Genomic DNA, 26,052 nt, shown 5'->3' with positions numbered 1-26,052 from the left:
GCGTCGGCGCCCGTTCAGCCCTGCTGGAAGAGCTCGGCCGGGAGCGGCTTCAGCAGCGCGTAGAGGTCGTCGGTGATGGGCCGGTCCCAGCTGGCGATGGTGACCAGCACGTTGTCGCTGCGGTCGAACTGCACGCAGCTGATCCGGCTCTCGGAGAGCTTGATCTTGCGGACGATGAGGAGGTTGTCCCCCTGCATCACCGGGCAGTCCTCGGTGCCGGTGACCTCGACGTCCTCGTCGTTCTCGAGGGCGTCGAGGAGCTGGGCCACCTCGAAGGGGATCTGCTTGTCGGCGAGCTCCCGGGCCGGGGAGCCCTCGGGGAGATTGCCGATGATCATCGCGGGGCCGCGTCCGCCGAAGAGGTCGTAGCGGAGGAAGACACCCTGGCAGCTGCCGTCGGGGGCGGGCAGCAGCCCGGCCCCGAGATTGCCCGGCCAGTCCCCCGGGTCCATGGCCAGGACATCGAAGTCCGGGCCGGCGGGTGTGGCGGCGCGGTGGCGGCGGAGGAAGGACATGTCGCCATGGTACGTGCCCCGGCACCCTTTCCCGCCGGTGGGCCCCGCTCCCCCGGGCGCCGTCCGCCGCCCGCCGCGCCCCGCGGGCGGCGTCCGGGGCGGCGCCGGGTGCGCCGGCTCCGGTACGGCCGTCCGGGCGCCCGCCGCGGGGCGCCGGCCGGGGCGGGGCCGGGCGGCGGGGGTCAGCCGGCCCGGCGGGCGGCCAGGTCGCGCAGGACGGCGACGGCCTCGGCCGCGCGTTCGACGGGCACGAACAGGTGGTCGTGGTGGTATCCGGCGATCACGTTGCAGCTCAGTCCGTGGGCGGCGAGCTCGGAGGCGAAGGCTCCGGTCAGGCCGACGGCGTCGAGGGCGGAGTGGACGCGCAGCGTGATCCAGCCCGCCACATAGTCGTACGCCAGTGCGGCGGCGTCCGCCTCCTCCTCACGCAGGACGAGGGTGAGGCCCTCGGCCTCCTGGACGGTCACGACCGGGCGCACCCCGGCGGGGACCGCGTCCCCGGGGACGGTGCAGAAGACGTACCGGCCCTCGTTCAACTCGGGGCGCATACCGCTGATGAGCGTGTCCAGGTCGCTCTCGCCGCTCATGGCGGCACCCTACCCGCCATCACGATATGACCGGTTCGCACCCCGCGGTGGCGGTGCCACCGGGGCGGCGGCTCCGCGCCCGGTGGTGCGCCACCTCGACGAGCGCGTCGGAGCGCGTCCCGAGGGCTGGGCCGTAAGACGTCCTACGTCAGGTCGAACTCGCCGCCGCGGGCGTTCAGGACGAACGCCCGCCACTCGTCCGGCGCGAAGATCAGCGAGGGGCTCTCGGGGCGTTCGCTGTTGCGCATCGCGATGAACCCCTCGACAAAGGCGATCTGGACATCGCCCGCTCCCCGGCTGCTCGACTGCCAGTCCGCCCCGCTGAGATCGAGATCGGGCTTGTTCCAGCCTGCGAGGGGCTGCGAAGTCATGCTCTCGGCCACGTGCGTGCTCCTCCCGGTTCCGTCGTCCGGGGGCCAGGTTAACCATGCGCCCCGGACGACCGACAGGGCCCCTTCCGGGCCGGGCGCCCCGCCTCACGCGGGCGGTTCGGCGCCCACCAGCCACATGGCGAAGAACTGCGCCCCGCCGCCGTACGCGTGTCCCAACGCCCGCCTCGCGTCCGGGATCTGGTGCTCGCCGGCCAGACCGCGCACCTGGAGGGCCGCTTCCGCGAAGCGGATCATGCCGGAGGCGCCGATGGGGTTGGTGGAGAGCACACCACCCGAAGGGTTGACCGGAAGATCGCCGTCGAGCTCGGTGACGCCCGACTCGGTGAGCTTCCAGCCTTCGCCCTCCTCGGCGAACCCCAGGTTCTCCAGCCACATCGGCTCGTACCAGGAGAACGGCACGTACATCTCCACCGCGTCGATCTGGCGGCGCGGATCGGTGATGCCGGCCTGCCGGTAGACGTCGGCCGCGCAGTCCTTGCCCGCCTGCGGGGAGACGAAGTCCTTGCCCGCGAAGAGGGTCGGCTCGCTGCGCATCGCGCCGCCGTGCACCCAGGCCGGCGGCCGCGGTGAACGCGCCGCACCCGCCCGGTCGGTGAGGATCATCGCGCAGGCGCCGTCGGAGGAGGGGCAGGTCTCGGAGTACCGGATCGGGTCCCACAGCATCGGCGAGGCCTGGACCTTCTCCAGGGTGATGTCGTGCTCGTGCAGGTGCGCGTACGGGTTCTTCAGCGCGTTGCGGCGGTCCTTGTACGCCACCAGCGAGCCCACCGTGTCCGGCGCGCCGGTGCGCCGCATGTAGGCGCGCACGTGCGGGGCGAAGAAGCCGCCGGCGCCCGCGAGCAGCGGCTGCTGGAACGGCACCGGCAGGGACAGGCCCCACATGGCGTTGGACTCGGACTGCTTCTCGAAGGCGAGGGTCAGGACGGTGCCGTGGACGCGGGCAGCGACCAGATTGGCGGCGACCAGGGCGGTGGAGCCGCCGACGCTGCCGGCGGTGTGCACGCGCAGCATCGGTTTGCCGACCGCGCCGAGGGCGTCGGCCAGGTACAGCTCCGGCATCATGACGCCCTCGAAGAAGTCGGGGGCCTTGCCGATGACGACGGCGTCGATGTCCGCCCAGGTGAGCTCGGCGTCGGCGAGGGCGCGTACGGCGGCCTCCCGGACGAGTCCGGCGATCGAGACGTCGTGGCGGGCGGCGACGTGCTTGGTCTGGCCGACACCGACGACGGCCACCGCCTCTTTGGACGTCATGGATGCCATGGCTGTCGTGGATGTCAGGGCCGTGCTCATGAGTCCCCCTCCAGGACGGCGACCAGGTTCTGCTGCAGACAGGGGCCGGACGTGGCGTGGGCGAGGGCCCGGTCGGACTCGCCGCGGTGGATCCGGGCGGCGGCCTCGCCGATGCGGATCAGGCCGGCCGCCATGACGGGGTTGGCGGCCAGCGCGCCGCCCGAGGGGTTCACCACGACCGCGGCGTCCAGGCCGAGGGCCCTGCGCAGCACGACCTCCTGCGAGGAGAACGGGGCGTGCAGCTCGGCCGTGTCGACGGGGCGGTCGAAGGCGCCGGCGCGCTCGGCGGCGAGCCGGGTGGAAGGGGAGTCGGTGAGGTCGCGCAGGCCCAGGCCGTGGGCCTCGATGCGGTGGTCGATGCCGGTGATCCAGGCCGGGCGGGCGCACAGCCGCCGGGCTTCGTCGCCCGCCGCGAGCACGACGGCGGCCGCGCCGTCGCCGATGGGCGGGCAGTCGCCCGTACGCAGCGGCCGGACCTGGTAGTCGCCCTGCGGGACGGCGCCGCGCAGCTGGGCGTGCGGGTTGGCCGTGGCGGCGGCCCGGCTGCGGGCGCCGATCGCGGCCAGGGCGCTCTCGTCGGTGGCGCCCGTGTCGATGAGCGCGCGGGCCTGGAGGGCGGCGAGGGCCACCGAGTCCGGCCACAGGGGGGCGAGGTAGTAGGGGTCGAGCTGGCGGGTGAGGACGTCGCGCACCGGTCCCGGCGAGGACTTTCCGTACGCGTAGACGAGCGCGGTGTCGGCCTCGCCGGTCTGGATCTTGACCCAGGCCTCGTACAGGGCCCAGGCGCCGTCCATCTCGACGTGCGACTCGGAGATCGGCGGCCAGGCACCGACCCCGTCGAGGGTCATGGTGAAGGAGAAGGCGCGGCCGGCCAGGTAGTCGGAGGAGCCGGAGCAGGTGAAGCCGATCTCGCCGGCCTTGAGTCCGGTGGCGGCCAGGACCTGGTGCAGGACCGGCATGACCATCTCGACTTCGCTGAGTTCGTCGGTGCGGCGCAGGTGGTCGCTCTGCGCGAAGGCGACGACCGCGACGTCACGCGTTCCCTTGCCGGGTGCCATCACAGCAGCTCCTTGTACGTGTCGTACGCGGCGTCCGGTTCGCCGGTGGGCCGGTAGTGGTCGGGGTGGCGGCCGCCCTCGGTCCACACCGGTTCGACGCGCAGGCCCATGCGGACCTGGTCGTAGGGGATGCCGCCGATCCGGCCGTGCAGGGCGAGGCCGGCGCCGTCGAGGGCGATGTGCGCGTAGACGTAGGGCACCTCGATGTCGAGATTCTTCGCCTTGATGTTGACGATGCAGAACGTGGTGACCGTGCCGGCCGGGCCGACCTCGACCTGGTCGGTGGTGGCGACGCCGCACGTGGGGCAGGCGCCGCGGGGCGGGACGTAGACCTTGTGGCAGGCGGGGCAGCGTTCCCCGACGGTGCGGCGGTCGGCGAGGGCGTTGATGTACGCCGTCTGGGCCCGCCCGGGGCTGTACGTGTAGTCGAGCCGGGCCTCGGCGACGATGCCGGTGACGGGGTCGGCGAAGACGCCGTCGTGGGGGGTGGCGGCGGGCGGGCGGGTGCTGTCGTCGTCCGCGCAGGGCTCGAAGCAGGCGATGTCGGTGATCGCGCCGGTGCGCTCGGCGGCCCAGCGCACGCGCACCCGCATACCGGTGCGTACGGCGTCGGGGCCGGCGGCGTCGAGGGCGTGCAGCAGGGCCGTGTCGGCGCCGTCGAGCCGTACGAGCACCCAGGCGAAGGGGGTGGACAGCGGCTGGTTCGGGCGGGGGTGGTCGTTCCACGCCCAGGTGGTGACCGTGCCCGTGGCGGCGACCTCGACCAGGTCGCGGATCTCCTCGGCGGTGACCGGGTCGTACTCGGCGGGCGGGACCATCACGGTGCCGTCGGAGCAGGTGACGCCGAGGACGACGCGTTCGCGCAGGCCGGTGAGGAAGGCGCTCTGCACGGGCCCGAGGGAGCGGGTGAAGGGGAATTCGACGACGAGGGGTGCGCGCAGCACGTCGGGGGTGGGCGCGGCTGTCATGGGCGGCTCTCCGGTTCTCCGGGTCGGGCGCGGACGCTGCGGGGCGGGCGCGGACGTGGCGAGGCAGGCGCGGACGTGGCGAGGCAGGCAGGATCGGACGCTGATGTTCCGGTCAGGCCCGGCGGTAGACCGGCGGGCGCTTCTCCGCGAAGGCGCGGGCGCCCTCCTTGGCGTCGGCGGTGTCGAAGACCGGCCAGCCCCGGGCGAGTTCGGCGGCCAGCCCCTCGGTCTCGGTCAGCTCGGCGGTCTCGTAGACCGACGCCTTGACGGCCTCGACCGCGAGCGGCCCGCAGGCGTTGATCTGCTCGGCGATCTCCAGGGCCTTCGCCAGGGCGGTGCCGTCGGGGACGACCTGGCCGACCAGCCCGATCCCGGCCGCCTCGGCGGCGGTGTAGGGGCGGCCGGTGAGCAGCATCTCGAGGGCGTGGGTGCGCGGGATCTGGCGGGGCAGCCGGACGGTGGAGCCACCGATGGGGAACAGACCGCGCCGGACCTCGAAGAGCCCGAAGGTGGCGCTCTCGGCGGCGACCCGGATATCGGTGCCCTGGAGGATCTCGGTACCGCCGGCCACGCAGTAGCCCTCGACGGCGGCTATCACGGGCTTGCGGGGGCGGTGGTGCCGCAGCATCGCCTTCCAGTGCAGGTCGGGGTCGGCCCGCAGGCGGTCGCGGTAGTGGTCGCCGTCCATCCCCTGGCCCGCGAGGGCCTTGAGGTCCATGCCGGCGCAGAAGTCGCCGCCCGCACCGGTCAGCACCACCGAGCGGATCGCGTCGTCCGCGTCCGCCTCCAGCCAGCCGTCGTGGAGCCCGACCAGCAGGGGCAGTGAGAGCGCGTTCTTCGCCTCGGGCCTGTTCATGGTGAGCACCAGCGTCGCGCCGTGGCGTTCCACGGTCAGGTGTTCCGTCCCACCCATTGCCGTCCTCCCGTCTCAAGACCTAGAACAGGTTGCAGGAGGGGCCGGTGCAGTTCAATAGTTTTCTGACAGTCAGTCAGATTTCTTGGCCGGCTGCCTTCCCTGTTGTGCCGGGCGGCGCTCTAATGACCGCCATTGGTTGCCGGGGCTCAGGTCAGGAGGAACGGTGGAGTACAACCTTGCCGACCTTTTCGAGTCGGTCGTCGACGTGGTCGCGGACCGCGAGGCGCTCGTGTACGTGGACCACCCCGGGAGCGGCGCCGAGCGCCGGCTGACGTACGGGCAGCTGGACGAGGCGGCGAACCGGATCGCGCACCACCTGCTCGACAGCGGTCTGAAGGCCGGCGAGCACCTGGGGCTGCACCTCTACAACGGCATCGAGTACCTCCAGACCGTCCTGGCCTGCCTGAAGGCCCGCCTGGTCCCGGTGAACGTCAACTACCGGTACGTGGAGGAGGAACTGGTCTACCTCTACGACGACGCCGACCTCGCGGCCCTCGTCTTCGACGGGGAGTTCACCGAGCGGGTCGCGGCGGCGCTGCCGCGGACGCCGAGGCTGCGGCACCTGGTCCGGGTGGGCGCGGCCCCGTCCGGTGCCCCGGAGCCGGCGATCGCCCCGGTGGCGTACGCGGAGGCGGAGGCCGCCGGCTCCCCGGAGCGGGGGTTCGCCGCGCGCTCCGCGGACGACCTGTTCATCATCTACACCGGCGGTACGACGGGCATGCCCAAGGGCGTGATGTGGCGCCAGGAGGACCTGTTCTTCGCGGGCCTGTTCGGCGGCGACCCCTCGGGCGAGCCGGTGAAGCGGCCGGAGGAACTGGCCGAGCGGGTCGCGGCGGGCGGCTCGGGCCTGACCTTCTTCCCCGCTCCCCCGCTCATGCACGGCACGTCCACCCTGACCGCGTTCATCGCCTTCCACTACGGGCAACGGGTGGTGATCCACCGCAAGTACGCGCCCGAGGAGCTGCTCCGCACGATCGCCAAGGAGAAGGTGTCCAGCGTGTCGCTGGTGGGCGACGCGATGCTGCGGCCGCTGATCGACGCGCTGAACGGCCCGCTGCGGGGCACCGACCTGTCGTCGCTGTTCAGCGTGTCCTCCTCCGGCGCCATCATGTCGGACACGGTGCGGGCCGAGTTCCAGCGTCTGGTGCCGAACGCGCTGCTGCTCAACAACTTCGGCTCCTCCGAGTCCGGGTCCAACGGCCGGGCCACCGACGACTCGGGCCCGGAGAAGGGCTTCCGGCTGCTGGTCAACGACCGTACCCAGGTGGTGGATCCCGTCACCCACGAGCCGGTGGCGGTCGGTGAGGTGGGCCGCCTCGCCCAGCGCGGCCACGTGCCGCTCGGCTACTACAACGACGCGGCGAAGACGGCGGAGACCTTCTTCCGGCGCGGCGAGGAACGGTGGGTCCTGCTGGGCGACATGGCCACGGTGGACCAGGAGGGCATCGTCACGGTGCTGGGGCGCGGGTCGCAGTGCATCAACACCGGCGGCGAGAAGGTCTACCCGGAGGAGGTCGAGCAGGCGCTGAAGTCGCATCCGGACGTGTACGACGCGCTGGTGGCCGGGGTCCCGGACCCGCAGTGGGGCAGCCACGTGGCGGCGGTGGTGGAGGTGCGGGCGGGCGCCGCGACGCCCACCCTGGACGAGATCCAGTCCCACTGCCGCACCCGGCTCGCGGGCTACAAGATCCCCCGCCAGCTGGTGATCGCCCCGGCGATCCAGCGCTCGCCGAGCGGCAAGGCGGACTACCGCTGGGCGAAGTCGGTCGCGACGGCGGCGGACGGGACCGGGACGGACGCCGGCACGGGAACGGACGCCGGCACGGGAACGGACGCCGGCACGGGAACGGACGTGGGCACGGGAACGGACGCCGGCACCCGATAATCGGGCGACAGGGTCCGGCCGACCGTACAGAATGCGGCCCATGCCGGACTTCCTCACCAAACCCACCCTGCGCGGCGAGCGCGTCGTCCTGCGTCCCCTCACGGTGGACGACGTGCCCGCGCTGCTGCCGGTGTTCTCGGACCCGGAGGCCGCCCGGCTGACGGGCGGCCACACCGCCTTCGACACCGCACGGCTGCACGCCTGGTACGGCAGCCGCCAGGACCAGGACGACCGCCTCGACCTCGCCGTCGTCGACCGCGCCACCGGCCGGGTCGCGGGCGAGGTGGTCCTCAACGAGTGGGACCCCGACAACGAGAGCTGCAGCTTCCGCATCCTCCTGGTCCCGGACGGCCGCGGCCGCGGCCTGGGCACGGAGGCCACCCGCCTGATCGTCGGCCACGGCTTCGAGACGCTGGGCCTGCACCGCATCTCGCTGGAGGTGTACGCCTTCAACCCGCGCGCCCGGCGCGTCTACGAGAAGGTGGGCTTCCGGGCGGAGGGCGTGATGCGCGACGCGCTGCTGTGGGAGGGCGAACGGGTGGACGCCACCTTGATGTCGATGCTGGCCCCCGAGTGGCGGGCTCAGCAGGCACGGGACTGACCCTACGCGCGCGGCCTGGCGCGGACGTGCATGCGTTCGCCCTGGCGGCCGAAGAGACTGAGGACCTCGACCGGGCGGCCGTCCGCACTGCTGAACCAGTGGGGCAGCCGGGTGTCGAACTCGGCGGCCTCGCCGGGGCCGAGGACCAGGTCGTGCTCGGCCAGCACCAGGCGCAGCCGGCCGTCCAGGACGTACAGCCACTCGTAGCCCTCGTGCGTGCGCAGGTCCGGTTCGGCACCCCGGTCGGCGATGATCATCTTGTACGCCTGGAGGGGGCCCGGGCTCCGGGACAACGGTACGACGGTGCCGCCGTCCGGCAGGGTACGGGGCGTCAGCCGGACCCGCGGGTCGCCCACTTCGGGCGCGCCGACCAGGTCGTCCAGGGGGACACGGTACGCGGCCGCGAGCGGGAGCAGCAGCTCCAGGCTGGGGCGGCGCCGGCCGGACTCCAGGCGGGAGAGCGTGCTCTTGGAGATCCCGGTCGTCTCCGAGAGCGCGGCCAGTGTGAGGCCGCGCCGGTCGCGCAGCCGGCGCAGCCGGGGGCCGACGTCGTCGAGGACCGCCTGGTGGGGCAGAGGGGTGTCGTCCACGGGGGCATTCCACCGCGCCGTCCCGGAAACAGCAACAAGAGTTGTCGCCCGCGCTCGCCCGGTGCACGCTCACCGGCATGAACGCACACAGCGCACACGGACACGCACAGGCACCCGGCCACGGCCGGCACGGCACCGGGCAGGGGCAGCACGGCACCGGCCACGGACACGGCCACGGCCACGGCCACGGGCACGGGCACGACCACGCCACCGACCTCGACTGGGAGGTCATGGGCACCCAGCTGGAGACCGGTGCCGAGCTCCAGCTGCCGGAGCTGCACCGGACGGCCGCCCGGCTGCGGGAGCGACTGACCGCCTCCGGTACGGACGTCCGGCGGATCCTCGACGTCGGCAGCGGACCGGGCGTGATGACCTGCGTCCTCGCCGAGGCCTTCCCCGACGCCGAGGTGGTGGCCGTGGACGGCACGCCCGCCCTGCTGGAGCGCACCCTGGCCCGCGCCGAGCGGCTGGGCCTCGGCGGCCGGGTGAGCGTCCGGCACGCGGATCTGCCCGAGGGGCTGGGCGCTCTGGAGGCGGCCGACCTCATCTGGAGCAGCCGGACCGTGCACCACCTCGGCGATCAGCAGGCCGCCCTGACCGCGCTGGCCGCCGCCCTGCGGCCCGGCGGGCTGCTCGCCGTGGCGGAGGCCGGGCTGCCGATGCGGTTCCTGCCGCGCGACATCGGCATCGGCCGGCCGGGCCTCCAGGCCCGGCTCGACGCCGTACTGGAGCACTGGTTCGAGGTCATGCGGACGGAGCTGCCGGGCAGCACCGCCGTGGTCGAGGACTGGCCCGCGATGCTCCGCCGCGCCGGGCTCACCGGGGTCGGCGCCGCCACCTCGCTCCTCGACCTGCCGGCGCCCCTGGGCGAGGAGGGCCGCGCGTTCGTGCACGCCCAGCTGACCCGGCTGCGGGAGGTGGCGGCCGACCTGCTGGACGCGGAGGACCGGGCCACGCTCGACGTCCTGCTCGATCCGGCCGCGCCGGACGGTCTGCTGCGCCGCCCCGACGTCTTCCTCCTGTCCGCCGGCACCGTGTTCACGGGCGTACGGGACGCGCGGTGACACCGCGGCCGGTCCGGGCGCAGCGGTCCGCCCCCGCGGTCCCGGTACCTGCACCGGGTCCCGGGGCCGCGCGGCCGGCCCGCTCCGTGCGGTGGGCGCCGGCCGGTCTGTCGCTGTCCGTGCTGCTCCCCTCGCTCGGCACCAGCATCGCCAGTCGGTCTGCCCACCCTGGCGGAGCGGTCCGACGCCTCCTTCCAGGCGGTCCAGTGGGTCGTGCTCGCCCATCTCCTCACCGTCACCACGCTGATCGTCGGCGCCGGCCGGCTCGGTGACCTCACCGGCCGCCGCCGGCTGCTGCTGGGCGGGATCGCCCTGTTCTCGGTGGCCCCGGTGCTGTGCGGCCTGGCACCGGCGCTGGGGCGCTGATCGTCGCCCGCGCGGCCCAGGGCCTCGGCGCGGCCGTGATGCCGGCGCTCACCATGGCGTTCGTCGCGGACACCGTGCCGAAGGAACGAACCGGCCACGCCATGGGGCTGCTCGGCACCACGTCGGCGATCGGGACCGCCCTGGGGCCCTCCCTCGGCGGCGTGCGGCTCTCCGTCTCCGACTGGCGGGCGGTGTTCCTGGTCCTGGCGCCGCCGGGCGTGCTGGCGTACCTGCTCCTGCGGCGGCACCTGCCCGCCGACCGGCGGCTGCCGGGGGCCGGGCGGGTCCGCTTCGACCACGCGGGCACACTGCTGCTCGCGCTGACGCTCGCCGCGTACGCGCTGGCCATGACCCTGGGGCGGGGCGGATTCGGGGCGCTGAACGTGGCCCTGCTGGCGGCTGCCGCGCTCGGGGCGGGCGTGTTCGTACGGGTGGAGGGGCGGGTGGCCGCGCCACTGGTGCGGCCTTCGACGGTCCGGGAGCCGGCCCTGGCGGCGGGCCTGGTCATGAGCGCACTCGTCTCGACGGTGATGATGGCGACGCTGGTGGTCGGCCCCTTCCGCCTCTCGCGGGCGCTGGGTCTCCAGGAGGCGCTGGTCGGGCTGGTCCTGACGGCCGGTCCGCTGGTCTCCGCCCTGACCGGGATGCCGGCCGGGCGGCTCGCGGACCGGTTCGGGGCCTCCCGCACGACCGTGGCGAGGCTGGCCGCCACCGGCGTGACGGCGGCGGACCCGGGGGCCGTGGCCACGGGCATGCGGACGACGTTCGCCGTCGCGACGGCGCTGATCCTGCTCGCGCTGGGCGTGGCGGCGTACGGTGCGCGCAGGGTGTCCGTCCCTGCGAGCGAGGAGTGATACGACCGTGGCGGAAGAGAAGGCAGTGAACGTCGGTCCGGCCGGTATCGAGATGGCGTACGAGCGCCTCGGTGATCCGGCGGCCCCGCCCGTCCTGCTGGTCATGGGGATCGGGGCGCAGCTGAACGGCTGGCCCGACGGGTTCTGCGCCGAGCTCGTCGCGCGCGGCGTGCAGCCCGTCCGGTTCGACAACCGCGACTGCGGGCTGTCGTCGCACTTCCGCCACGCCCCGGAGCCCGACCTGCGGGCGGCGCTCCTGGGCGACACCTCCTCGGCGTCGTACACGCTGTCGGACATGGCCGCCGACACGGTCGGCCTGATGGACGCGCTCGGGCTGGACAGCGCCCACCTCGTCGGCGCCTCGCTGGGCGGGGCCATCGCGCAGACGGCGGCGATCGAGCACCCGGGGCGGGTGCGGTCGCTGACGTCGGTGATGTCCTCCACGGGGGATCCGGCGGTGGGGCGGGCCACGCCGCAGGCGCTCGGCGCGTTCGCCGGGCCGCCGCCGATGAACCGTCAGGAGGCCATCGCCCAGGTGGTGCGGATCTCCCGGGCGTTCGCCTCGCCGGGCCACCCGTTCGAGGAGGCTGAGGTCGCCGACCGCGCGGCGCGCTCGCACGACCGGGCGTACGACCCCCGCGGGGTGACCCGGCAGGCGGTGGCCTCCCTCGCCTCGGGCGACCGTACGGCGGGGCTGCGCGCGCTCGGCGTACCGACCTTGGTGATCCACGGCGCCGACGACCCGATGGTCGACGTCAGCGGCGGCCGCGCGACGGCGGCGGCGGTCCCCGGGGCGGAGCTGGCGGTGATCCCGGGCATGGGGCACGACCTCCCGCGCGCCCTGTGGCCCGAACTCGCCGCCCTGATCACGGGGCTGGTCCACCGCGTGGAGGCCGCCCGCCCCTCGGACCTCCCGGCACGGTGACGGCGCCCGGGCCCCGACGTGTGCGGGGCCACCGGAGCCGCCCCCGCCATTGAATTGCGCCACGACTTCCGGCAGGCTGCCGAATGATCGGTCGGGGACATCAGGAACCAGGGGCGAGCCATCCGGACGAGGTGATGCACGTGCTGGCGCAAGACACCGGTGAGCAGCTGACGCGCGAGGAGCTGCGGGAGGTGCAGCTCACCCGGCTGCGGCAGACCCTGCACCGGGCCTACACCCGTGTCCCCCACTACCGGCGGGCCTTCGACGAGGCGGGCGTGCACCCGGACGACTGCCGCTCCCTCGCCGATCTCGCCCGCTTCCCCTTCACCACCAAGGCCGACCTGCGGGCCGACTACCCCTTCGGCATGTTCGCCGTGCCCCGCGAGGAGGTCCGCCGGATCCACGCCTCGAGCGGTACGACCGGGCAGCCCACGGTCGTCGGCTACACCGACCGCGATCTGGCCACCTGGGCCGGCGTCGTCGCCCGATCGATCCGCGCGGCCGGCGGCCGGCCGGGCCAGATCGTGCACGTCGCGTACGGGTACGGCCTGTTCACCGGCGGCCTCGGTGCCCACTACGGCGCCGAGCGGCTGGGCTGTACGGTCGTCCCCGCGTCCGGCGGGATGACGGACCGCCAGGTCCGGCTGATCCAGGACTTCCGCCCCGAGGTCATCATGGTGACCCCGTCGTACATGCTCACCCTCCTGGACGAGATGGAGCGCCAGGGCATCGACCCGCGCGGCACCTCCCTGCGTACCGGCATCTTCGGCGCCGAGCCGTGGACCGAGGAGATGCGCCGGGAGATCGAGGAGCGCCTGGGCATCGACGCAGTGGACATCTACGGGCTGTCGGAGGTGATGGGCCCCGGCGTGGCGCAGGAATTCGCCGCCACCAAGGACGGGCTGCACGTGTGGGAGGACCACTTCCTCCCCGAGGTGGTCGACCCGTTCACCGGCGAGGTGCTGCCGGACGGCGAGCTCGGCGAGCTGGTCTTCACCTCCCTCACCAAGGAGGCGATGCCCGTCGTGCGCTACCGCACCCGCGATCTGACCCGGCTGCTGCCCGGGACGGCCCGGCCGGCCTTCCGGCGGATGGAGAAGGTGACCGGCCGCAGCGACGACATGATCATCCTGCGCGGGGTGAACCTCTACCCGACCCAGATCGAGGAGATCCTGCTGCGGACGGCCGCGGTCGCCCCGCACTTCCAGCTGCTCCTGACCCGGGAGGGCCGGATGGACGCCCTGACGGTGCGGGCGGAGGCGCGCCCGCGGGCCGGGGCCGCCGAACGGGCGGCGGCCGCGGAGTCGGTGGCCCGCGCGGTGAAGGAGGGGATCGGGGTCTCCGTCGGCGTGGAGATCGTCGATCCGCAGACCCTGGAGCGCTCGGTCGGGAAGATCAGGCGCATCGTCGACCTGCGCGGCTGACACCGGGTCCGCGCACGCGGAACCACCCCTTCGGGCCGATTTGCCGTATTTCATCGCAGATTCGGCGGGCTCCCCGGGTAGGGGATCACATGTGACCTCGACGCTCCGGACGCTGCACGACCGGCTCCAGGCCTCGCCCGTCGGGCTGGCCTGGAGCCGCGGCCGGGAGATGGAGCTCATGCACCGGGCGATGGGGTTCGCGGCCCTCGGCTTCCTCACCCTCGTCCCGCTGCTGATCGTCGTCGCGGCCGCCGCACCGGGCAGCGGCGAGGGCTTCGGCCGCTGGCTGGGGCAGGCGCTCGGGGTGTCGGCGTCCTCCCGGACCCGGGTGGAGATGCTGTTCGGGGCGGCCGACCAGGCCCTGGAGCGCACCACCGCCTTCGGTCTGGCCGCCCTGGCCGTCTTCGGCCTGACGTTCGGCTCTGCCGTGCAGACCGGCTACGAGAAGGTGTGGGACCTGCCCACCGCCCGGTGGCACACGATGTGGCGGCACGTCGTGTGGCTCGCGCTGCTGGTCTGCTACCTGGGGCTGCTGGTCGTCATCCCGTCCTCGTCCAGGGACGTCATCGGCTCCGTCCTCGGCACGTGCGGCGACCTCGTCGGCACCTGCGTGTTCTTCTGGGGCTCCCAGCGGCTGCTGCTCGGCGGCCGGGTCCGCTGGCGCGCCCTGCTGCCGGGGGCGGTGGCCACCAGCCTCGGCCTGCTGGGCCTGCGTATCTTCTCCCAGCTGGTGTTCTCCCCGCTGATCGCGACGAACGCCGTCACCTACGGCCCCTTCGGCACCCTCCTGGTCGTCCAGTCCTGGCTGGTCGGCGTCGGCTTCGTGACGTACGGCGGCGCGCTGGTGGGCCGCCTGATCCACGAACACCTCACCCTGCGCCGGCTGCGCGCGAACGGCGTACTGCCACCGGAGCCGGACCGGAAGCCGAACGGATACCAAACGGGATGTTGACAGATCTCCCACCCGCCTGCATCAGTTGCCCGAGCAACCTCGTGTCACCGCAGGCTACTTGGGAGGTACGTTGCAGTTCCGCACCCGCCCTGCCCTCCGCCGCGCCCTGGCCACCGGCGCCGTCCTCGCCCGCGCTGAAGGTGGTCTGGGCGCGCGAACGCCGCTGATCCGCCGCGGTCCCCGTGGCCCGTCCGGCGCCCCCGTGACGCGTCGGACGGGCCGCGCGGGCGTCAGCAGACGGCGGTGCGGGCGTACACCAGCGGGCTGTTGTAGGGCACCACGAGCGCCCGGCCGTTGGTCATCGTGTAGCAGGAGGACGTCCGGCCGCTCATGAAGACGACCTGGACCTTCATCGTCCTGCCGCAGTTGTTCTCCAGGTACACGACCCCGCCGCCGCCACCGCCCGGGGCACGACTGACGTCGCGCTGGACGCACGCGGGCGCCGTTCCGCCCGCCGCGTGCGCGGTGCCGGCGAGGGTGAGCGGTGCGACCACCGCGAGCGCCGCCAGGGCGGCGGCCGCCGCCAGCCGGGTCTTCGGGGCCTTCGAGGTCTTCGGCATGCCGGTGAACCCTTTCGTCGGTCGTCCGGCACGGACGTGCCGGATTCGAACGGGTCCCAGCCTGTCGGCGCGACTGTGACGAAACCTTGCCGAAGGCTTGAAATCCCTGGTCGGACCGGGTCAGGGGCTGACCGCGAGGAAGAGGTAGGCGGCGAGGATCACCAGGTGGACGCCGCCCTGGAGGAGGGTGGCGCGGCCCGGGACGATGGTGAGCGCGCCGACCACGACGGTGAGGGCGAGCAGCACCATGTGGATCGGGCCGAGCCCGAGCACCAGCGGGCCGGAGAGCCAGATGGTGGCCAGGGCGATCACCGGGATGGTCAGGCCGATGCTGGCGATGGCGGAACCGTAGGCGAGGTTGAGGCTGGTCTGGACCCGGTTGCGGCGGGCGGCGCGCACGGCGGCGAGGGTCTCGGGCAGCAGGACGAGCAGCGCGATGATCACGCCGACGACGGCCTGCGGCAGGCCGGCGCCGGCGACACCGGCCTCGATGCTGGGCGAGACCGCCTTGGCGTCGCCGACGACGGCGACGAGGGCGACCAGCAGCAGACCGAGGCTGAGGAGCGCGGCGCGGGCGGTGGGCGGCTCGGCGTGCTCCTCGGCCTCGGTGTCCCCGGCCGCGATGTCCCCGGCTCCGGCCTTACCGGTCCCGGCGGTCCCGGCCTTACCGGCCCCCGCGCTCCCGGCGTTCCCGGCACCCGCGCTCCCGGTCCCCGCGTTCCCGGCACCCGCGCCTTCGGCCGGGGTGGCACGGCGGGTGTCCTGGCCCCGGGTGTCCACGGGCAGGAAGTAGTCGCGGTGACGGACCGTCTGGACGGCGATGAACAGGCCGTACAGGGCGAGCGAGGCGACGGCGGCGAAGGCCAGCTGGTCGGTGGAGAACTCGGGTCCGGGCTTGGTGGTGGTGAAGGTCGGCAGGACGAGGCTGAGGGTGGCGAGGGTCGCCACGGTGGCCAGGGCCGCGCCGGACCCCTCGGCGTTGAAGACGGCGACCCGGTTGCGCAGGGCGCCGACGAGCAGGGACAGGCCCACGATGCCGTTGCAGGTGATCATGACGGCGGCGAAGACGGTGTCCCGGGCCAGGGAGGCGGTCTTGTCGCCGCCGTCGGCCATCAGCGTGACGATGAGGGCGACTTCGATGATGGTGACGGCCACCGCGAGGACGAGGGAGCCGAACGGTTCGCCGACGCGGTGGGCGACGACCTCGGCGTGGTGGACGGCCGCCAGCACGGCGCCGCCCAGGCACAGGGCGACCAGGGCCACCGCGAACCCCGGCAGGTCCCGCCCCCAGCTCAGCACCAGCGCGAAGAACGCCACCACGGGGACCACGAGGGTCCAGTCGGTCATCGGGGATCTGCGGGTCGCCGTACTCATGTCTGCGAGGCTGCCAGAAGAGCCCGGGCGGTGCGGCGCAAGGCGCGCCGCCGGGGCCCTCACGTGGGACTTCTCACACGATGTCGTGACGAACGGCGCGTATCGCACAGGAATGTGTCACCCACGGACGTATCACACGAGCGCGGGGGGGTACGGCCGTGGGGCGTACAAGCCGCGCGGTACGCCCCCCCCCGGCTCACATCGCCCGGTCGTGGCCCTCCCAGTACGGCTCGCGCAGCCGCCGCTTGTACAGCTTGCCGTTGGGGTCGCGCGGCATGGCCGCGATGAAGTCGACCGTCCGGGGCCGTTTGTAGCCCGCCAGCCGCTGTGCGCAGTGGGCGAGGAGCGCGGCGGCCAGCTCCTCGTCCGCCGCCCGGCCCTCGGCGGGTTCGACGACCGCCTTGACCTCCTCGCCCCAGTCGGGGTGCGGGATGCCGAAGACGGCGGCGTCGGCGACGGCGGGGTGGGTCAGCAGCGCGGACTCGATCTCGGCGGGATAGATGTTGACGCCGCCCGAGATGATCATGTCGATCTTGCGGTCACGGAGGAAGAGGTAGCCCTCCTCGTCCAGGAGTCCGAGGTCGCCGACCGTGAAGAAGTCCCCGATGCGGTTCCTGCGCGTCTTGCCCTCGTCCTTGTGGTAGCTGAAGCCGCCGGTGTTCATCTTCATGTAGACGGTGCCGAGTTCGCCGGCGGGCAGCCGGTTGCCGTCGTCGTCGTAGACGGCCAGCTCGCTGATGGGCCAGGCCCTGCCCACCGTGCCGGGCTTCTTCAGCCAGTCCTCGGCGGTGGCGAACGCGCCACCGCCCTCGCTGGCCGCGTAGTACTCCTCGACGCAGTGGCCCCACCACTCGATCATCGCCCGTTTGACGTGGTCGGGGCAGGGCGCGGCGCCGTGGATGGCGTGCCGCATGGAGGAGACGTCGTAGGCCCGGCGGGTGGCCTCCGGGAGGGCGAGCAGGCGGTGGAACTGGGTGGGCACCATGTGCGTGTGCGTGCACCGGTGGGTGTCGATCAGCCGGAGCATCTCCTCGGGCGTCCACTTGTCCATCAGCACCAGCGGGTGGCCGATGTGCAGCGAGGCGCCCGCGAACTGCAGCACGGCCGTGTGGTACAGCGGTGAGCAGACCAGGTGGACGTTGTCGTCGAAGGGGCGGATCCCGAAGATCCCGAGGAATCCGCCCAGATGCGTCTCCTCGGGCAGCTTGCCGGGCAGCGGGCGGCGGATGCCGCGGGGCCGGCCGGTGGTACCGGACGTGTAGTTCATGACCCAGCCCAGGGTCCGGTCGCCGGGGGCGGCCGTGGGCTGTCCGGCGAGGAGTTCGGCGTACGGGCGGAAGCCGGCGACGGCTCCGACGGCGTACCGGGCGCCGGCGGGCAGCGCCGCCTCGTCGGCCGCGGCGGTGGCGGCCTCGGCGTAGCGCTCGTGCGCGATGAGGACCTTGGCGCCGGAGTCGGAGACGATCCAGGCGATCTCCGGGCCCACGAGGTGGTGGTTGACGGGCACGAGGTAGAAGCCGGCCTGGGAGGCGGCGAGGTAGGCGGTGAAGAACTCGACGCCGTTGGGCAGGACGACGGCGAAGGCGTCGCCGCGCTCCAGGCCGGCCGCGCGCAGGCCGTGGACGAGCTGGTTGACGGCGGCGTGGAGGCGCCCGGCGGACCACTGCTCTCCGTCCGGAGCGGTGAGCACGATCCGGTCGGGGGCCCCGGTGGCCTGGGCCCAGAAGCCGCCCGGGGACGGCGGGCGGGCGGACCCGGAGGGCCGCCGGCCGGGCCGGCTGGACTGGTCGGGCCGGCTGGACTGGTCGGACTCGGGCACGGGCTCGCTCCTCAGCTTCGTCCGGCGATGCGGTTGATGCGGTCGATGGCCTTCTCGAACCCGGCGGTCAGCTCGTCGAAGACGGCCTGGACGCTGCGTTCGCTGTTCATCCGGCCGACGATCTGGCCCACGGGGGTGCCCAGCAGCGGCAGTACCTCGTACTTCTGGATCCGGGAGACGGCCTCGGCGACGAGCAGGCCCTGGAGCGGCATGGGCAGGGCGCCGGGGCCGTCCGGGTCGTCCCAGGCGTCGGTCCACTCGGTGCGCAGCTGGCGGGCGGGCTTGCCGGTGAGGGCGCGGGAGCGGACGGTGTCCCCGGAACCGGCGGCGAGCAGCTTGTCGGTGAGGGCGCGCGAGTGCAGGTCGGCCTCGGTGGTGGTGAGCCACAGGGAGCCGAGCCAGACGCCCTGGGCACCGAGGGCGAGGCCGGCGGCGATCTGCTCGCCGCTGCCGATGCCGCCGGCGGCCAGGACCGGGAGCGGGGCGACGGCCTCGGCGATCTCGGGGACCAGGACCATGGTGGCGATGTCGCCGGTGTGGCCGCCGGCCTCGTAGCCCTGGGCGACGACGATGTCGATGCCGGCGTCGGCGTGGCGGCGGGCGTGTGTGGCGCTGCCGGCGAGGGCGGCGACGAGGACGCCGTGGTCGTGGGCGCGGTCGATGACGTCGGCGGGCGGCGAACCGAGGGCGTTGGCCAGGAGTTTGATGGGGTAGTCGAAGGCGACGTCGAGCTGGCTCCGGGCGACCTGTTCCATCCAGCCGGTGATGCGCCAGCCGGAACTCTCGCCCTCGGCGAGTTCCGGGACGGCGTGCTTGGCGAGGGTGTCGCGGACGAACGCCCGGTGCCCGGCGGGGATCATCGCCTCGATCTCGGCCTCGGTGACGCCGTCGACGGCCTTCTTGGCGGGCATGACGACGTCGAGCCCGTAGGGCTTGCCGTCGGTGTGCTCCTGCATCCAGTCCAGGTCGCGGGCGAGGTCGTCGGGGGCGGTGTAGCGGACCGCGCCGAGGACTCCGAAGCCACCCGCCCGGGTGATGGCGGCGGCGACCGCCGGGAAGGGCGTGAAGCCGAAGATGGCGTGCTCGACTCCCAGTTTCTTGCTCAGCTCCGTCTCCATGGGCGGCATGGTGCCGCAGCCCGGCGACGAGAGGAAGAGATTTTCTGATGCTGTGTCAGATTCTTTGCGGGGTCCGCCGGGCGGGGAGTGCGGGGCGGGCGGGCACATAGTGGGTAGCGTGCTGGGCGGCGGACAGGAGGGCCGGACATGGGAGAGGTCACGGGGGTACGGGGCACGGGCCTGACGCGCAGGAGGCTGGGCGCGCGGCTGCTCGCGCTGGGCGGGGTGCTCGTGCTGCACGCGGCACTGCCCGGCGCCGCGGGGGCGGCGGGCCGTGGGTTCGGCGGCGGGAGCGGCGGGGGCGGCGCGGCCCGGCGCGGGATCGGGAACGGGACCGGCGCGGCGGGCGGCGCGGCCGAGCGGCGGGCGTTGCAGGGGCTGCGGCTGCGGTACGGGTCGGCGCGGCAGGCCGGGCTGCTGGAGCGGCAGCTGGAGGCCACCGCCGACGAGGCCCGGCGGTTCCTGGGGCCCTCGCCCCAGTACCCCTACTACGCGGGGGCCGTGGTGCTCGCCGGGCGCGGGCGGACGGTCGCGCTGCACCGGGCGATGGGCGACGCCGTACGGTACGCGGACTACGACGGGCGGACGGACCGGGCACGGGAGTTCCCCGCGGCGGAGCGGATCGCGATGGCCGAGGACACGGTCTTCGACCTGGCCTCGCTGACGAAGCTGTTCACGTCGGTGCTGGCGGTGCAGCAGATGGAGCGGGGGCGGCTGGAACTGGAGGCGCCGGTACGGCGCTACCTGCCCGAGTTCACCGGCGGCGGCAAGGAACTGATCACGGTACGGCAGCTGCTGACGCACACCTCGGGGCTGCGGTCGTGGGCGGCGTTCTACCAGCAGCCGTCACGGGAGGGACAGTTGCGCCTGCTGTGGTCGGTGCAGGCGCAGGACACCCCCGGCACGGTCTACCGGTACTCCGATCTGAACCTGATCGCTCTCCAGCTGCTCTTGGAACGGATCACCGCTCGCACGTTGGATGTGCTGCTCCACGACGAGATCACCGCTCCGCTCGGGATGCACCGCACGCGCTACAACCCACCGCTCTCCTGGCGCCGGGTGACGGCCGCCACCGAGGTGCAGCGCCCCCCGTGGTCGGGCCTGGACCGCGGCCTGGTGTGGGGCGAGGTCCACGACGAGAACGCGTACTCCCTCGGCGGGGTCGCCGGCCACGCCGGTGTCTTCGGCACCGCCTGGGACCTCGCCGTCCTGGCCCGGACCCTGCTCGACGGCGGCGCCTACGCCGGCCGCCGGATCCTGCGCCCGGCCTCCGTCGAGCTGCTCTTCACCGACTTCAACACGGCCTTCCCCGGCGACGACCACGGCCTGGGCTTCGAGCTCTACCAGCACTGGTACATGGGCGCGATGGCCACCCCGCACTCCGCCGGGCACACCGGCTTCACCGGCACCTCGCTCGTCCTGGACCCCTCCACCGACTCCTTCCTCGTCCTGCTCGGCAACTCCGTGCACCCCGTACGCACCTGGCGGGCCGGCAGCGCACCCCGCGTGGCCGTCGGCAACGCCTTCGCCCGCGCCGTCCCGGTGCGCACCCGGCACGGCGGCCCGGCCTGGTTCTCGGGCATCGCCCCGGGCGCCTCCGGCACTCTGGCGCTGCCGCCGCTCACCCCCGCCACCGCGCAGGCGAGGCTGCGCTGCGCGGTGTGGTGGGACACCGTCCCCGGCGAGGGCGCGTTCCATCTGGAGTCCTCCCCGGACGGCACCTCCTGGCAGCCGCTGCCCTTCACCACCGTGCGCTCGTCGGGCGGCAGCCCCGAGTCCTGGCCCGACGGCACGGCCGGCGGCTGGTCGGGCCGGATCTGGCACCGGCTGGAGGCCCCGCTCCCCGCCCGCCCGGGCGCCTCCGTGCACCTGCGCCTGCGGCATACGGCCACCGGCCGGTACGTCGGCCGGGGCGTCTACGTGGACGTCATCCGCGTCTCGGAACCGGGCTGCCTGCTCTTCTCCGAGGACCGCCCCGCCGACGCCGGCCGCATCACGGCCACCGGCTGGACCCGCTCCTGCGACTGACCCCGCGCCCCGCGGCCCCCGGCGGCGCTCCTGCGACTGACCCCGCGCCCCGCGGCCCCCGGCGGCCCCTCAGGGCCCCGGGGGCGCGGCCGGTCACCGCCCCAGGGCCGCCATCGCCGCGTTGTGCCCGGGCACCCCGCTGACGCCGCCGCCGCGCACCGCACCCGCCCCGCACAGCAGGACGTCGGGGTGCGCGGTCTCCACGCCCCACCGCCCGCCGCCCTCGCCCGCGTACGGCCAGGACAGGTCCCCGTGGAAGATGTGGCCGCCGGGCAGCCGCAGGTCGCGCTCCAGGTCCAGCGGGGTCTTGGCCTCGATGCACGGCCGGCCGTCGCCGTCCATGGCCAGGCAGTCGGTGAGCGGCTCGGCCAGATGGGCGTCGAGCTGGGCGAGGGTGGCGGTCAGCAGGACCTCGCGGGTCTCCTCGTTGGCCTTCTCGAACAGCCGGGCCGGGGTGTGCAGGCCGAAGAGCGTCAGCGTGTGGTAGCCCTGCGCGGCCAGTTCCGGTCCCAGGATGCCGGGATCGGTCAGCGAATGGCAGTAGATCTCCGAGGGCGGGACGGCGGGCAGCTCACCCTCGGCCGCCTGGGCGTACGCGCGCGCGAGTTCGGCGTACCCCTCGGCGATGTGGAAGGTCCCGGCGAAGGCCTCGCGGGGGTCCACCGAGGGGTCGCGCAGCTTCGGCAGCCGCCGCAGCAGCATGTTCACCTTCAGTTGGGCTCCCTCGGCGGGCGGTTGCGGCGCGGACTCGCCCAGCAGCGCGGCCAGCGTCCGCGGCGAGGCGTTGACCAGGACCTTGCGGGCGGCCACCCGCCCCTCCCCCGTCGCCGTACGGAAGGTCACCTCGGCGGGGGCGCCGGTGCCGCCGGTGGCGTCGGTGTCGATGCCGATCGCCTCGTGCCCGGTGAAGATCTCGGCCCCGGCCCCGCGCGCGGCGGCCGCCAGCGCGTCGGTCAGGGCGCCCATGCCGCCGACCGGCACGTCCCAGTCGCCCGTGCCGCCGCCGATGACGTGGTAAAGGAAGCAGCGGTTCTGCACCAGCGAGGGATCGTGGGCGTCGGCGAACGTGCCGATCAGGCCGTCCGTCAGGACCACCCCCCGCACCAGGTCGTCCTCGAAGGACCGCTCCACCGCCACGCCCAGCGGCTCCTCGAACAGCATCCGCCAGGCGGCCTCGTCGTCGATCCGCGCCCGCAGCTCCGCCCGCGTCGGCAGCGGCTCGGTGAGGGTCGGGAAGACCCGCTGCGCCACCCGGCCCGTCGTCCCGTAGAAGGCGCGCCAGCGCTCGTACTCCCGCTCCGAACCCGTCAGGCGCGCGAACGACTCCCGGGTGCGCGCCTCGCCGCCGCCCACCAGCAGCCCGGTCGGGCGGCCGGACCGCTCGGCGGGGGTGTAGGAGGAGACGGTGCGCTTGCGGACGGCGAATCCGAGCCCCAGGTCCCGCACGATCTTCGCCGGCAGCAGGGAGACCAGGTAGGAGTAGCGCGAGAGCCGGGCGTCGACTCCGGGGAAGGGCCGGGTGGAGATGGCGGCGCCGCCGGTGTGCCCGAGGCGTTCGAGCACCAGGACCGACCGCCCGGCTCTCGCCAGATAGGCCGCGGCCACCAGGCCGTTGTGACCCCCTCCCACGATCACCGCGTCGTACACGTCCTGCTGGAACCCACCGGTGTCGGTCATGGCTCCTGCCTAGCACACCTGGCCGAGGCGCTCCAGGCAGTGGGCCTCGTCGGCATGCGCGGCGACCGTGTCGGGGTGCTCGTCGCCCAGGGTCCGCTCCCGCACCCCGGCGATCTCCCGGTACAGCGGCAGCGCCTCGTGCCAGCGCTCCAGCCGGCCGAGCCCCACGGCCAGCTCGCGCCGGCTGACGAGGGTGTCGGGGTGTTCGGCGCCGAGCACCTTCGCGCGCAGCGCGCCGACCTGGCGGGCCTCGGCCACCGCCTCCTCCCAGCGCTCCATACGGCCGAGGTTGACGCCGAGGACGTGCCGGGCGCGCAGGGTCTCGGGGTCGGAGGCGCCGTACGCGCGGGTACGGTCGCGCACGAGCGAGCGGAACAGGTCGTACGCCTGCGCGCTGCGCCCGAGCCGGCCCAGCGCGATCCCCACCTCGTAGCGGGCGGCGAGGGTGTCGGGGTGGTCGCGGCCCAGGGCGCGCTCGCGGGCGGCGGCGATGTCCCGGTAGCCGACGAGCGCCTCCTGCCAGCGCCCGAGCTGGCCCAGGGTGTAGGCGACCTCGTACCGGGTGAGGAGGGTGTCGGGGTGCTCGGCGCCCAGGAGCGCGGCGCGGGCGGAGTGGACCTCGGCGGCGATCCGGTGGGCGTCGCGGACCCGGCCCTGACGGCTGAGGTTGCAGGCCATGTTGTGGCGGCAGCGCAGGGTGTCGGGGTGGTCGGCGCCCATGACCCGCTCGCGTACTGCCAGGACGGCCCGGTAGGCCTCGTGCGCCTCCTGGTGGCGGCCGAGCCGGTCCAGGACGTACGCCGCCTCCTGGCGCGCGGCGAGGGTGTCGGGGTGGTCGGGGCCCAGGACGCGGGCGCGGCCCTCGGCGACCTGGGTGTGCGCGGTGAGCGCGTCCGGGAGCCGGCCGGTGCGGGTGAGGGTGAAGGCGAGGGTGGCGTCGGCCTTCAGGTCCTGGCCCGAGTCCGGGTCCGAGTCCGGGTCCGAGTCCGAGGCCGGGGCCGGGCGGTCCGGCGGGAGCACCACGCCGTACGCCAGGGTGCGCGGGTCCGGGACGGCCGGCGCGGCGGCGGGCGCGGCGGCCGGGTGGCCGCGTACGGCGGTCCAGGAGCCGGTGAGCACCGTCCACGCGCCGCTCGCCGGGCGGGCGGCCGGGCCCGCCGGGCGCCCGGCGGTCATGCCCAGGGCCCACGCGGGCAGCGCGGGCAGGGTCCCGGTCGGCGCCGCGTACGAGCCGCGCCGGGCACCGACGAGGCGCTGGTGCAGCGTACGGGCGTCGCGGGGCCGGTCCTCGGGCCGCTTGGCGAGCAGGTCGAGGACGATCTGCTCGAAGAAGGCGGGCAGCTCAGGGCGGTGCGCGCGCAGCGGGACGGGCGCGGTGTCACGGTGGCCGACGAGCACCGACCAGGAGTCGCCGTCGAAGGGCGGGGTGCCGGTGGCCAGTTCGTACAGGACGCAGCCCAGGGAGTACAGGTCGCTGCTGTGGTCGACCTCGCCGCCCGCGATCTGTTCGGGCGACATGTAGTGCGGGGTGCCCATGGCCATGCCGCCGCCGGTGAGCTTGGAGGTGAAGCCGATGTCGTGGGCGAGGCGGGCGATGCCGAAGTCGCAGATCTTCACCGTGCCGTCGACGACGCGCATGATGTTGGCGGGCTTGAGGTCGCGGTGGACCACGCCCTGCAGGTGGGTGTAGGCGAGGGCGGCGGCGACCTGTTCGGCGATGTCGACGACGTCGTCCACGGGCAGCGGCCGGGCGTTGTTCTCCTCCAGCAGCTGGCTGAGATTGCGCCCCTCCAGGAACTCCATGACCAGGTAGAGCGGGCCGCCGGCGGCGCTGTCGTCGCCGAAGTCGTGGACGACGGTGACCCCGCGGTGCTGGAGGGAGGCGGCGACGCGCGCCTCGCGGCGGAAGCGCTCGCGCAGCACCTGGGTGAAGTGCGCGTCCTGTTCCGGCCCCAGCGGCTTGAGGCACTTGACGGCGACCTGACGGCCGAGCGACTCGTCACGGGCCCGCCACACCTCGCCCATGCCGCCGCGACCGATCAGGTCGAGCGACCGGTACCGGCCATGGATCAGTCTGCTCTCCGCCATCTCGTGGTGCCGCCCCCGTTGTCGTGCTGTGCCCTCCCCGGCCCGTCCAGTATGGCCGCCGATCTGCGCAGTGTGTACGCCGACGGGCGGCTTGCGGAGCCCATACGACGCATCGCTTTCAAGATGTGACCTGGCGGGAGCTGCCAGCGCAGACGTGCGGGAACGGTGCGCAGCAGGCGTCCGGTGAGGCGCAGGCGGCGGGTGACGGCGCGCGGGGCGGGTGCGGGGCGTCCGTACAGCTGGTGGGCGTACGCGGGCAGCGATCCGTAGGCGAGGTCCGCGAGTGGCCGCCACAGCAGGTTTCGGCCAGGGACGAGCAGGCGCGGGGTGGGCGGACTGCGCAGGAAATCGTCGACGGCGTGGGCGTCGGGGCCGGCGGCGAGCTCGGGGCGGATCTTCTCGAAGTACGCGGCGAGCTGGGCGGTGTCGGCGGGGACGGTGGCCGGGTCGAGGCCGACGAGGCGGGCGTTCTCGCGGTTCTCATCGACGTAGGCGTCGGCCTGGGCGGGGGTGAGGGGGACTCCGGAGCGGCGCAGGATGTGCAGGAAGGAGTCGATCTGCGCGCAGTGCACCCACAGCAGCAGCTCGGGGTCGTCGACGGGGAAGCGCTCGCCGGTGGCGGGGTCGGTGGCGGTCAGGGCCCGGTGGATCCTGCGGACCCGGGCGCCGGCGCGTTCGGCCGCCTCGGTGGTGCCGTAGGTGATGGTGCCGACGAAGTCGGCGGTGCGCAGCAGCCTGCCCCACGCGTCGCTGCGGAAGTCGGAGTTCTCCATGACGCCGCGGACCGCGCGGGGGTGCAGGGCCTGGAGGTAGAGCGCGCGGACGCCGGCGATCCACATCATCGGGTCGCCGTGGCAGTGCCAGGTCACGGACCGCGGTCCGTAGAGGCCGGGGTCCGGCGTCGTGTCCATCCGCGTCACTCCCCTGCTGTGCAGTGCCGGTCCCGGCCCGCCCGGACCGCCCGGACCGCCCGGGCGCCCTGTGCGTCGTGCTGGGCATAC

General features: G+C 74.0%; 24 protein-coding genes. 9 read left to right on the top strand and 15 right to left on the bottom strand.

All coding sequences use genetic code 11. The annotated features are described in order from the left end of the window. Nucleotides 1-14 precede the first annotated feature (14 nt). From ACIPXB_RS09125 to ACIPXB_RS09095, 7 genes are all read right to left on the bottom strand, one after another. Nucleotides 15-515 (bottom strand): hypothetical protein, encoded by a 501-nt coding sequence (locus tag ACIPXB_RS09125; RefSeq protein WP_401446560.1) that lies wholly within the window; start codon nt 513-515, stop codon nt 15-17. A gap of 182 nt (nt 516-697) precedes the next feature. Then, a complete protein-coding gene (locus ACIPXB_RS09120; RefSeq protein ID WP_401446557.1) occupies nt 698-1,102 on the bottom strand; it encodes an ACT domain-containing protein in 405 nt (134 codons plus the stop codon). Between the two features lie 143 nt (nt 1,103-1,245). Next, a complete protein-coding gene (locus ACIPXB_RS09115; protein ID WP_401446554.1) occupies nt 1,246-1,473 on the bottom strand; it encodes a DUF397 domain-containing protein in 228 nt (75 codons plus the stop codon). Nucleotides 1,474-1,578: 105 nt separating this feature from the next. After that, entirely contained in the window at nt 1,579-2,745 is a 1,167-nt protein-coding gene (locus tag ACIPXB_RS09110; protein ID WP_401446552.1) for a thiolase domain-containing protein, read from the bottom strand. 35 nt (nt 2,746-2,780) lie between these two features. Beyond that, a complete protein-coding gene (locus ACIPXB_RS09105; RefSeq protein ID WP_401446549.1) occupies nt 2,781-3,842 on the bottom strand; it encodes a thiolase domain-containing protein in 1,062 nt (353 codons plus the stop codon). Next, nucleotides 3,842-4,810 (bottom strand): Zn-ribbon domain-containing OB-fold protein, encoded by a 969-nt coding sequence (locus ACIPXB_RS09100; RefSeq protein ID WP_401446547.1) that lies wholly within the window; start codon nt 4,808-4,810, stop codon nt 3,842-3,844. The genes ACIPXB_RS09105 and ACIPXB_RS09100 overlap by 1 nt, the downstream gene beginning before the upstream one ends. 112 nt (nt 4,811-4,922) lie before the next feature. Beyond that, nucleotides 4,923-5,723 (bottom strand): crotonase/enoyl-CoA hydratase family protein, encoded by an 801-nt coding sequence (locus tag ACIPXB_RS09095; protein WP_401446544.1) that lies wholly within the window; start codon nt 5,721-5,723, stop codon nt 4,923-4,925. A 166-nt stretch (nt 5,724-5,889) separates the two neighbouring features. On the opposite strand from ACIPXB_RS09095, the gene ACIPXB_RS09090 reads away from it, so the two are divergent. Next, nucleotides 5,890-7,611, top strand: coding sequence for an acyl-CoA synthetase (locus ACIPXB_RS09090; RefSeq protein ID WP_401446541.1), 1,722 nt, complete (start codon nt 5,890-5,892; stop codon nt 7,609-7,611). 40 nt (nt 7,612-7,651) lie between these two features. Beyond that, complete coding sequence (locus tag ACIPXB_RS09085) at nt 7,652-8,212, top strand: GNAT family N-acetyltransferase (RefSeq protein ID WP_401446538.1); 561 nt, start codon at nt 7,652-7,654, stop codon at nt 8,210-8,212. Nucleotides 8,213-8,214: 2 nt separating this feature from the next. Here ACIPXB_RS09085 and ACIPXB_RS09080 read toward each other — a convergent pair whose 3' ends face one another. After that, nucleotides 8,215-8,802 (bottom strand): helix-turn-helix domain-containing protein, encoded by a 588-nt coding sequence (locus ACIPXB_RS09080; RefSeq protein ID WP_401446535.1) that lies wholly within the window; start codon nt 8,800-8,802, stop codon nt 8,215-8,217. Nucleotides 8,803-8,879: 77 nt separating this feature from the next. Here ACIPXB_RS09080 and ACIPXB_RS09075 point away from each other — a divergent pair, with 77 nt between their 5' ends. The 6 genes from ACIPXB_RS09075 (at nt 8,880) to ACIPXB_RS09050 (ending at nt 14,387) form a co-directional block, all read left to right on the top strand. Then, nucleotides 8,880-9,866: a class I SAM-dependent methyltransferase gene (locus ACIPXB_RS09075; protein ID WP_401446532.1), complete on the top strand. Its 987-nt coding sequence runs from the start codon at nt 8,880-8,882 to the stop codon at nt 9,864-9,866. A gap of 213 nt (nt 9,867-10,079) precedes the next feature. Beyond that, nucleotides 10,080-10,232, top strand: a complete 153-nt coding sequence (locus ACIPXB_RS09070; protein ID WP_401446529.1) for a hypothetical protein — start codon at nt 10,080-10,082, stop codon at nt 10,230-10,232. Continuing rightward, nucleotides 10,202-11,086: an MFS transporter gene (locus ACIPXB_RS09065; protein WP_401446526.1), complete on the top strand. Its 885-nt coding sequence runs from the start codon at nt 10,202-10,204 to the stop codon at nt 11,084-11,086. Before ACIPXB_RS09070 ends, ACIPXB_RS09065 begins: the two co-directional genes overlap by 31 nt. A gap of 7 nt (nt 11,087-11,093) precedes the next feature. Next, on the top strand, nt 11,094-12,011 hold the full coding sequence (locus ACIPXB_RS09060; RefSeq protein WP_401446523.1) for an alpha/beta fold hydrolase: 918 nt from the start codon (nt 11,094-11,096) through the stop codon (nt 12,009-12,011). Between the two features lie 140 nt (nt 12,012-12,151). Further along, on the top strand, nt 12,152-13,435 hold the full coding sequence (gene paaK / locus ACIPXB_RS09055) for a phenylacetate--CoA ligase PaaK (protein ID WP_401446520.1): 1,284 nt from the start codon (nt 12,152-12,154) through the stop codon (nt 13,433-13,435). Between the two features lie 91 nt (nt 13,436-13,526). Continuing rightward, entirely contained in the window at nt 13,527-14,387 is an 861-nt protein-coding gene (locus ACIPXB_RS09050) for a YhjD/YihY/BrkB family envelope integrity protein (protein ID WP_401446517.1), read from the top strand. A gap of 230 nt (nt 14,388-14,617) precedes the next feature. Here ACIPXB_RS09050 and ACIPXB_RS09045 read toward each other — a convergent pair whose 3' ends face one another. The 4 genes from ACIPXB_RS09045 to ACIPXB_RS09030 all read right to left on the bottom strand — a co-directional run bounded on the left by ACIPXB_RS09045 (nt 14,618) and on the right by ACIPXB_RS09030 (nt 19,258). Continuing rightward, nucleotides 14,618-14,947 (bottom strand): hypothetical protein, encoded by a 330-nt coding sequence (locus ACIPXB_RS09045; RefSeq protein ID WP_401446514.1) that lies wholly within the window; start codon nt 14,945-14,947, stop codon nt 14,618-14,620. A 120-nt stretch (nt 14,948-15,067) separates the two neighbouring features. Continuing rightward, nucleotides 15,068-16,321 carry a calcium:proton antiporter gene (locus ACIPXB_RS09040; RefSeq protein ID WP_401446511.1) on the bottom strand — a complete coding sequence of 418 codons (1,254 nt, stop codon included), beginning with the start codon at nt 16,319-16,321 and terminating at the stop codon, nt 15,068-15,070. 196 nt (nt 16,322-16,517) lie between these two features. Beyond that, nucleotides 16,518-18,140 carry an acyl-CoA synthetase gene (locus ACIPXB_RS09035; protein WP_401446508.1) on the bottom strand — a complete coding sequence of 541 codons (1,623 nt, stop codon included), beginning with the start codon at nt 18,138-18,140 and terminating at the stop codon, nt 16,518-16,520. 11 nt (nt 18,141-18,151) lie between these two features. Then, nucleotides 18,152-19,258, bottom strand: a complete 1,107-nt coding sequence (locus ACIPXB_RS09030) for an NAD(P)H-dependent flavin oxidoreductase (RefSeq protein WP_401446505.1) — start codon at nt 19,256-19,258, stop codon at nt 18,152-18,154. Between the two features lie 147 nt (nt 19,259-19,405). Between ACIPXB_RS09030 and ACIPXB_RS09025 the strand changes: the two genes are divergently transcribed. Then, nucleotides 19,406-21,286 carry a serine hydrolase gene (locus tag ACIPXB_RS09025; protein ID WP_401446502.1) on the top strand — a complete coding sequence of 627 codons (1,881 nt, stop codon included), beginning with the start codon at nt 19,406-19,408 and terminating at the stop codon, nt 21,284-21,286. Nucleotides 21,287-21,379: 93 nt separating this feature from the next. On the opposite strand, the gene ACIPXB_RS09020 is transcribed toward ACIPXB_RS09025, so the two are convergent. From ACIPXB_RS09020 to ACIPXB_RS09010, 3 genes are read right to left on the bottom strand one after another with little or no spacing between them, the layout of a single operon-like run. Further along, the gene (locus ACIPXB_RS09020; RefSeq protein WP_401446499.1) at nt 21,380-22,963 is read right to left on the bottom strand and encodes a phytoene desaturase family protein; all 1,584 of its coding nucleotides are present in this window, start codon (nt 22,961-22,963) and stop codon (nt 21,380-21,382) included. Between the two features lie 9 nt (nt 22,964-22,972). Beyond that, the gene (locus ACIPXB_RS09015; protein ID WP_401446496.1) at nt 22,973-25,051 is read right to left on the bottom strand and encodes a tetratricopeptide repeat protein; all 2,079 of its coding nucleotides are present in this window, start codon (nt 25,049-25,051) and stop codon (nt 22,973-22,975) included. Continuing rightward, nucleotides 25,033-25,962 (bottom strand): oxygenase MpaB family protein, encoded by a 930-nt coding sequence (locus ACIPXB_RS09010; protein ID WP_401446493.1) that lies wholly within the window; start codon nt 25,960-25,962, stop codon nt 25,033-25,035. Before ACIPXB_RS09010 ends, ACIPXB_RS09015 begins: the two co-directional genes overlap by 19 nt. Between the last annotated feature and the right edge of the window lie 90 nt (nt 25,963-26,052).

This window comes from Streptomyces sp. NPDC090022, from assembly GCF_044748145.1.
GTDB lineage: Bacteria > Actinomycetota > Actinomycetes > Streptomycetales > Streptomycetaceae > Streptomyces.
The sequence above is the reverse complement of the archived record's forward strand: the minus strand, read 5'-3'. Positions and strand labels throughout refer to the sequence as shown.

Coding starts and splice junctions, on each gene's coding strand:
- ACIPXB_RS09125 (WP_401446560.1), bottom strand. CDS start 515: ATGTCCTTCCTCCGCCGCCACCGCGCCGCCACACCCGCCGGCCCGGAC.
- ACIPXB_RS09120 (WP_401446557.1), bottom strand. CDS start 1,102: ATGAGCGGCGAGAGCGACCTGGACACGCTCATCAGCGGTATGCGCCCC.
- ACIPXB_RS09115 (WP_401446554.1), bottom strand. CDS start 1,473: ATGACTTCGCAGCCCCTCGCAGGCTGGAACAAGCCCGATCTCGATCTC.
- ACIPXB_RS09110 (WP_401446552.1), bottom strand. CDS start 2,745: ATGACGTCCAAAGAGGCGGTGGCCGTCGTCGGTGTCGGCCAGACCAAG.
- ACIPXB_RS09105 (WP_401446549.1), bottom strand. CDS start 3,842: ATGGCACCCGGCAAGGGAACGCGTGACGTCGCGGTCGTCGCCTTCGCG.
- ACIPXB_RS09100 (WP_401446547.1), bottom strand. CDS start 4,810: ATGACAGCCGCGCCCACCCCCGACGTGCTGCGCGCACCCCTCGTCGTC.
- ACIPXB_RS09095 (WP_401446544.1), bottom strand. CDS start 5,723: ATGGGTGGGACGGAACACCTGACCGTGGAACGCCACGGCGCGACGCTG.
- ACIPXB_RS09085 (WP_401446538.1), top strand. CDS start 7,652: ATGCCGGACTTCCTCACCAAACCCACCCTGCGCGGCGAGCGCGTCGTC.
- ACIPXB_RS09075 (WP_401446532.1), top strand. CDS start 8,880: ATGAACGCACACAGCGCACACGGACACGCACAGGCACCCGGCCACGGC.
- ACIPXB_RS09045 (WP_401446514.1), bottom strand. CDS start 14,947: ATGCCGAAGACCTCGAAGGCCCCGAAGACCCGGCTGGCGGCGGCCGCC.
- ACIPXB_RS09040 (WP_401446511.1), bottom strand. CDS start 16,321: ATGAGTACGGCGACCCGCAGATCCCCGATGACCGACTGGACCCTCGTG.
- ACIPXB_RS09030 (WP_401446505.1), bottom strand. CDS start 19,258: ATGGAGACGGAGCTGAGCAAGAAACTGGGAGTCGAGCACGCCATCTTC.
- ACIPXB_RS09025 (WP_401446502.1), top strand. CDS start 19,406: ATGGGAGAGGTCACGGGGGTACGGGGCACGGGCCTGACGCGCAGGAGG.
- ACIPXB_RS09020 (WP_401446499.1), bottom strand. CDS start 22,963: ATGACCGACACCGGTGGGTTCCAGCAGGACGTGTACGACGCGGTGATC.
- ACIPXB_RS09015 (WP_401446496.1), bottom strand. CDS start 25,051: ATGGCGGAGAGCAGACTGATCCATGGCCGGTACCGGTCGCTCGACCTG.
- ACIPXB_RS09010 (WP_401446493.1), bottom strand. CDS start 25,962: ATGGACACGACGCCGGACCCCGGCCTCTACGGACCGCGGTCCGTGACC.